The sequence below is a fragment of the Nocardia panacis genome (assembly GCF_003598715.1).
Lineage (GTDB): Bacteria > Actinomycetota > Actinomycetes > Mycobacteriales > Mycobacteriaceae > Nocardia > Nocardia panacis.
Map to the genome: position 1 here is coordinate 1 of NZ_QZFU01000025.1, position 6,343 is coordinate 6,343.

Below are 6,343 nucleotides of genomic sequence, written 5' to 3' on the forward strand. Positions count from 1 at the left end.
AGGGCTTTAAATGCGTTTTTTGGTTTTGTCTGCTGAATTCATTTTAAAAAACGTTTGCGAGATACCGAAAATTTTCAAAAATGGAAACGCAAGCAAGTTATAGCCGTATTTCATGTGCTAGGATTTAACATAAAAAAGCGATGTATCGGGGGATTGATGGTATGGGAACTATTGCAGCGCCTGTGATTGGTCAGAAGATTAATGAGTGGTATCGGCATATCAAAAGGTTGAATGTGACAGATGCAGAGATTCTCCGTAACGAAGTTAAGAATGAACTGGATTTGATGGAGGAAGACGAACAGGTTGTTCTTTATTTTCAGCTAATGGAATTTCGCCATGAACAGATGCTTGAATACGTAAATCCATCAAAAAATACTGTCAACAAAGCTGATTATTTGAGAGCTGTCGAAGGTGAAGGAAAAAGGCTTACTGGTATTATGGAGTACTACTTCAATTTTTTCAGAGGGATGTATGAGTTTTCTAAAGGGGAGTACATAAAAGCTATTACATTTTATCGCTATGCGGAAAGAAAACTTGATAAAGTAGCTGATGAATTGGAGCGTGCGGAGTTCTTTTTCAAAATGGCAGAAATCTTTTATCACATGAAGCAAACACATCTATCTATGTATTATGTTGAACAGGCGTATCATGCTTATAAGGCAAACAGTATATATCAAGTTAGGTTAATCCAGTGTAGATTCGTGATTGCGGGAAATTATGACGATTTGGTCAGTTATGAGAAGGCACTTCCCCATTTGAAACGAGCTTTACAGGAATCTATTGCACTTGGCCATGATTATATTACGACTAAGGGTTTGTTGAATTTAGGAAACTGTTTTAATAAACAAGATGATGTTGCGAAAGCAACAGTATATTACCAACGTGCATTAGAGTTAGGCGAGAAGATCGGTGCTAAAGAGGTTGTACAAGCTTGTTATGATTTAGCCATCATTTTCTTTAAGCAGGGACGAAAAGAAGAAGCTCTTGATTATTGTGTGAAAGGAAAGAGCTATGCTGAAAAGTATGATGATTCTATGTTTGTCGATCTTTTTAATGTGCTTCATGAGTTATATGTGACGGTTTCGCCTAGTGTTGAAGTCAATCAAAAATTCGATCAACTTTTATATAGTCGTGGTTATCCTTATTTAGAAGACCTAGCTTTAGAGGCTGGAAGATTTTATAATGACATAGAACGACTGGATGATTCTGTATTTTTTTATAAGAAGATGATCCAAGTTCAGAAACTGATTCAAAGGGGCGATTTTGAATATGACGTTTAAAAAAATTATGGCTGCCGTTTTGATTTTAGCTGTGACTGTTGCGCCGGTTTATGGTTTAGCGACGCAAGATAACAGCGTTTCTGTTGCGTCAAGGAATGCAACATGATGTATCGTATTCGATTTGTAACATGAAAATTAACAGACCTTTTAGGTCTGTTTTTTTGTGGAAATATCATGTGTAGTTACTTGAAAATAAGACGTAAACGATTAGGTTTTTGAACGTGCTTACCAGAATGTGATTATCCAGGTTGTGATTATCACGTTCTGGTGTGAGGTTTAGTCAAAAGGCTACAGAAAAGGTGTTTCTGATCGTAAAGGCTACAGAAACGGTGTGGTGTTTTTTCTTGGCAAAATAAACCCTATGATTGCAGGGTTTTGATATGTATTTGAGTGATTAAAAGCTACAAAAAAAGTGTTAAGGCTATAAAAACGGGGGGACTCAATTTTTGAGTAGGGGGGCAAAAAATCAAAAAAAAATCTCCCCCTGCGGGGAAATTTGGTTTAGTCTTTGGTCTTTTAGGTTTTTGGGTTTTGATCTTTTAAAAAGATGGCGGTTTCGCCAGCTTTTTGGGCGATTTTGACGGAGTCAGAATCGTGTCTTTTCTTATCTTGATACATATAGAAACAATGAGATTTTCAAAAAGTACGATAAATCCAATGGTTTCAAGGGTTAGAAGGTCTTTTGACAGCACAAAACTCCATCTGCTATTATTTAAGTACCACCAAAAATAATAGATTGCTAGAGAACTAGCGCAGAAGGAGTTTTTTGCTTTGACATATTCATCTGAATCGAATTATAGCATCCTTCAGGACAAAACTGCAACAGGTAAAAAGCGGGATTGGAGAGGGAAAAAGGTGAGATCGTCGCTTATGGCGGCTCATTATGAAGGACTTGAAAAGCGTACCGGTGCGCCTTATTACGGAAAAAAGGCAGAGAAAGTATCTGATTGTGCGGAATGTCTTGCGTTTAGGAGAGATAAAGAAACGGGCAGGCTACGATTATATCAAGCTTATTTTTGTAAAGTGAGGTTATGCCCTATGTGTGCATGGCGAAGGTCGTTAAAAATTGCCTATCACAATAAATTGATTGTCGAAGAAGCCAATCGGCAGTATAAGCCTGCATGGATATTTCTCACGTTAACAGTTAGAAATGTTGATGGCGATTATCTGAAACAAGCCATTTCTGATATGATGAAAGGTTTTAATAGGTTGATGAAATATAAAAAAGTGAATTCTTCAGCATTTGGATATTTCAGAGCTTTAGAGATCACAAAAAACCATGAAGAAAATACATATCATCCACATTTTCATGTTCTTGTTCCTGTGAAGAAAAGCTATTTCACAGGGAAAAGTTATATTAAGCAAGCAGAGTGGACAAGCCTTTGGAAGCGTGCAATGAAATTGGATTACACACCGATTGTGCATGTGCAGCGGGTCAAAGGAAAAAAAGGAATCGATGCGGAAGCGATTGAACAAGAAGTGCGTAAAGAGATGGAAGAACAAAAGGCCATTCTTGAAATATCGAAGTATCCTGTGAAGGATACGGATGTCATACGTGGGAATGAAGTGACCGAGGAAAATTTGGATACGGTCTATTATTTGGATGATGCATTAAGTGCCAGACGATTGATCGGGTACGGCGGGATCTTGAAAGAGATTCATAAGGAACTGAATTTGACGGATGCGGAAGATGGAGATCTGATCAGAATTGAAGAAGATGATGATGAGGTAGCCAATGAGACGTTTGAAGTCATGGCACATTGGCATGTTGGGATCAAGAATTACATAATTACATAGAAAAGCAGGCTCTTGCTGGAGCCTGCTTTTTTACATGCTTGTGCTTTTATTTTTTCTAATCAGACTTACTGTACCTGTTACTACTAGACCTATTAATGAGACTACACCAGTGTAAAGAAGTCCCTGTAATTCAACCCCATTTGATTTATAACCAAAATAACTGCCTAAGAAAAAGATTGTTCCTACCAAGAAAACATTAAGAATTATTTTACTTAATTTACTCATTTGGTAATACCTCGAATTTCTCCTTTACCACTTTTTTTATGTCAATATGTCAGGTGAAATTTCTTTTTTGATTGCGGTGTCCGCAAGCATTTTTTTTATTTTTCAGCGCTTCGTTTTGATGGATATTTTTGTGATAAAATCCATTTACTGTGGAGGTGAATAGATTGACGATTGAAGTCAATGTGATGGATTTAGGATCATTCATTTTTTTTACTTTGATGATCATCGCATGTGCTATTTCAGAAACAGAAAAAGCCGACAATTGAGCCGACTTTTTGTGATACGTTTTATCCTTTTTTAGACTTATACGTATATTTGATCCCAAAATATACAAAAGAAAGTAAGAAAACAGTTATCCAAACCCACTGAATTTTAACCAAAAATATTGTGGTTGCTACTAATATAAGTATTGTTAAATCAAGCTTTTTCTCTAACTTTTTATGAGAGAGAACAAATACTATTAATAGTGCAGCTATTATTGTTGCTATTAGGTTTATAATGGTTTCACTCAATTTTAAACTCTCCTTTTTATGCTAAATGTGTTATTATTTTACTATGTATTAAAGAATTAAAGAATAGGAGTAATGTAATATGAGAAAAAAGACCTTTTCGATTTTTGTTAGTTTGATTTGTTTGTCATTAGCTTTTTCCTTTATTTTGCCTGCTAAATCCATTTCTGCCCAAACTGATGAAAGTATTGTATCAGATAGCAATGTACTTTTGAATGATTTCCCTGATATGGATGTTAATTTTGCGATATTAGAATTATTAGAAAAGCTTCCTGATGAAGTTGCTTCTGAAGGTATTGAAAAGAGTGTTGAATGGTTTAACAAGAATAAAGGTAATGAATTTGCCGGTCAGAAATTCATAGCTGATGGAGAATACTTAAAATTATCATCTGATTTTGATGAACCAGTTATGAGTACTTTGAGTGTGAGTGGATGTATTTGGGGAATTGGTAAAGCTATTGCTATGAATGCTTTACCTTGGTCTAAAATTTTAAAAATCAAGAAGGCTGTTAAAATTATGGGTGGAACTCGAGTGGTTGCTAATGCTTTAATTAAAGCTTATAAGCATCAACGTAATTTAGGTTATTCTAGAGCGAAATCTATAAAGAAAGCGATTAATGTAACAAAAAGAGCACTTCCAGCTGAATATGCAAAGCATTGGGTGGAGTTCTTCAGTCTAGGAGTTGTACAAAAAGAATGTTTTTAGTGTGATTTTTGATAAAAGCAGGCTCAAAAGAGTCTGCTTTTTTTGTTACATGCTTGACGGATCGAAAGATTTTAGCATTCACACAAGTGTGTATAAGTGCGCCATTGTCATGGGTGTTCTATTTCCAAAATTGCCACCACTTTTTTTGTTGAGCAGCAGCAATCATTTTTTTTGTTTCAATGGATTCTTTCAAAGCGAGCATGAGATTTTCATCTCGCTTTTTTTGTTGTTCTTCAAATTGTTCGAGTCGTTTTAGGATGGTCCGATTGAATTCCTCTTGTCTTTGAATGAGATCGGCGACATTGACATCTTGTAGCGGTGTAGCGGTATCCGATATGGACAAGTTTGACCGATACAAGGTCGCTACAAGCTTGGCTACTTCTTCTAGTGATTTACCACTCAATTTAGAGTGTGTGTATATATACTCCATAGCGGATAAATCGGACTCATTATACTGACGCCATCCCTTAGTGTCTCTGGCGAAATTATAGCCGTTTTTCTCAAGCATGGCGGCGTATTTGCGTATCGTGACGCTGGAGACATTGAGCTTGTTTGCAATGTCTTGTGAAGAAAGGTAGGTTTCGGGTTTCATAGCGGGTTCACCTCTTTATGATTCATTCGCTACGGTATACGCTACGCCCTCCTAGATCAAAAGGCAAAATATTTTTGTTTTGCGTAGCGGGTTGAAAGAGAAAAATTTTGATAAGTGTCGCTGGAGACATTTCGGAAAAGGTGAAAAGAGCATAAGGGGTTTTTGTCCCCACTTATGGTGTGGAACTAGGCAAAGCCTAGCAAAAAAATGACCCCAAAGAAGTGGTGTAAATCACTCCTGCAGCAGTGGCGATTTTTGAGGTAATCACTTTCCCATCACTACTGAAAAACGAGCCGATCACTGTCGGATCAGTGATGAAAAATGATCGACCAGTTGCCGACCACTTGTCAAAGTGCCCAGTTATACGCACCAAAAAATGTGCGTGTTTTTAGAAAAGCCAACGGGGGTTTTTCACGAAAGTTTCGTGTTTGTTTTGTGTTGTTTCGGAAAAGTGTGCACTCAAAAGGAGCGTTACTGTTTAAAAAATGGAGTGAAAAACATGTGGCATGAGTCAACGGTAAGCGGAACGAAAGTGAGCATTAAGGAGTTGACTCATTCACCACATCCAAAGCCTATTGATTCAAACAAACCCCGTTTGTTTGCGCCAGCCGAAGGGGCATCCCCCGAAGATCGGGGGTAGGGGGTTTGAACATTTGCGATCCAACGGGCTGACCGTTGGCGGGTTTGGGCAGAGCCCATAAAGAGTCACTGGAGAATCAGTGCCCACTTATGCACCTGAAAAGTTGCACGTGTATTTTCTCTCCGTTCAAAGCAGAATGCCAGGCATTGTACCGTTGGGAAATTGATGAAAAAATTTGGTGGAAATGATAGAATAAGAGAAAGTTTTATTCATCTGATTGTTTGGCGAAGGTGCGAAGCGAAAAGGCGGCGGTAGTCGCCTGAGTGGCAACGACAAGCGTAGCACCGAGAGCCAAACGAGAACCCCCCCATGCTAACAGGGGGGTAGTACGCAAGATGAAAATAAAACGTATAAAAAAACATATCGTGCATTTCAAAAATGCCGTTGAGAGCGTTCAGATTCGATTCTGAGCGCTTTTATTTTTGTTCAGGTAATTGAAATAGGGGAATGCGTCAAAAACGCTTATAAGGGCTTTAAATGCGTTTTTTGGTTTTGTCTGCTGAATTCATTTTAAAAAACGTTTGCGAGATACCGAAAATTTTCAAAAATGGAAACGCAAGCAAGTTATAGCCGTATTTCATGTGCTAGGATTTA

5 protein-coding genes are annotated in these 6,343 nt (G+C 37.6%); 3 read left to right on the forward strand and 2 right to left on the reverse strand.

The annotated features are described in order from the left end of the window. Nucleotides 1-161: 161 nt before the first annotated feature. Nucleotides 162-1,280: a response regulator aspartate phosphatase gene (locus tag D5S18_RS36685; RefSeq protein ID WP_031308973.1), complete on the forward strand. Its 1,119-nt coding sequence runs from the start codon at nucleotides 162-164 to the stop codon at nucleotides 1,278-1,280. Nucleotides 1,281-2,051: 771 nt separating this feature from the next. Beyond that, the gene (locus tag D5S18_RS36690) at nucleotides 2,052-3,077 is read left to right on the forward strand and encodes a protein rep (protein WP_120043022.1); all 1,026 of its coding nucleotides are present in this window, start codon (nucleotides 2,052-2,054) and stop codon (nucleotides 3,075-3,077) included. 274 nt (nucleotides 3,078-3,351) lie between these two features. Here D5S18_RS36690 and D5S18_RS36695 read toward each other — a convergent pair whose 3' ends face one another. Next, on the reverse strand, nucleotides 3,352-3,564 hold the full coding sequence (locus tag D5S18_RS36695; RefSeq protein ID WP_147404080.1) for a hypothetical protein: 213 nt from the start codon (nucleotides 3,562-3,564) through the stop codon (nucleotides 3,352-3,354). Between the two features lie 329 nt (nucleotides 3,565-3,893). Between D5S18_RS36695 and D5S18_RS36700 the strand changes: the two genes are divergently transcribed. Then, nucleotides 3,894-4,517: a hypothetical protein gene (locus D5S18_RS36700; RefSeq protein WP_147404082.1), complete on the forward strand. Its 624-nt coding sequence runs from the start codon at nucleotides 3,894-3,896 to the stop codon at nucleotides 4,515-4,517. Nucleotides 4,518-4,635: 118 nt separating this feature from the next. Here the strand turns inward: D5S18_RS36700 and D5S18_RS36705 are convergent, their stop codons facing one another. After that, the gene (locus tag D5S18_RS36705) at nucleotides 4,636-5,109 is read right to left on the reverse strand and encodes a DUF3967 domain-containing protein (RefSeq protein WP_120043025.1); all 474 of its coding nucleotides are present in this window, start codon (nucleotides 5,107-5,109) and stop codon (nucleotides 4,636-4,638) included. Nucleotides 5,110-6,343 lie beyond the last annotated feature (1,234 nt).

Excerpts from the sequence above, each read along its gene's own strand:
- D5S18_RS36705 (WP_120043025.1), bottom strand. The coding sequence starts at position 5,109 with ATGAAACCCGAAACCTACCTTTCTTCACAAGACATTGCAAACAAGCTC.
- D5S18_RS36700 (WP_147404082.1), top strand. The coding sequence starts at position 3,894 with ATGAGAAAAAAGACCTTTTCGATTTTTGTTAGTTTGATTTGTTTGTCA.
- D5S18_RS36685 (WP_031308973.1), top strand. The coding sequence starts at position 162 with ATGGGAACTATTGCAGCGCCTGTGATTGGTCAGAAGATTAATGAGTGG.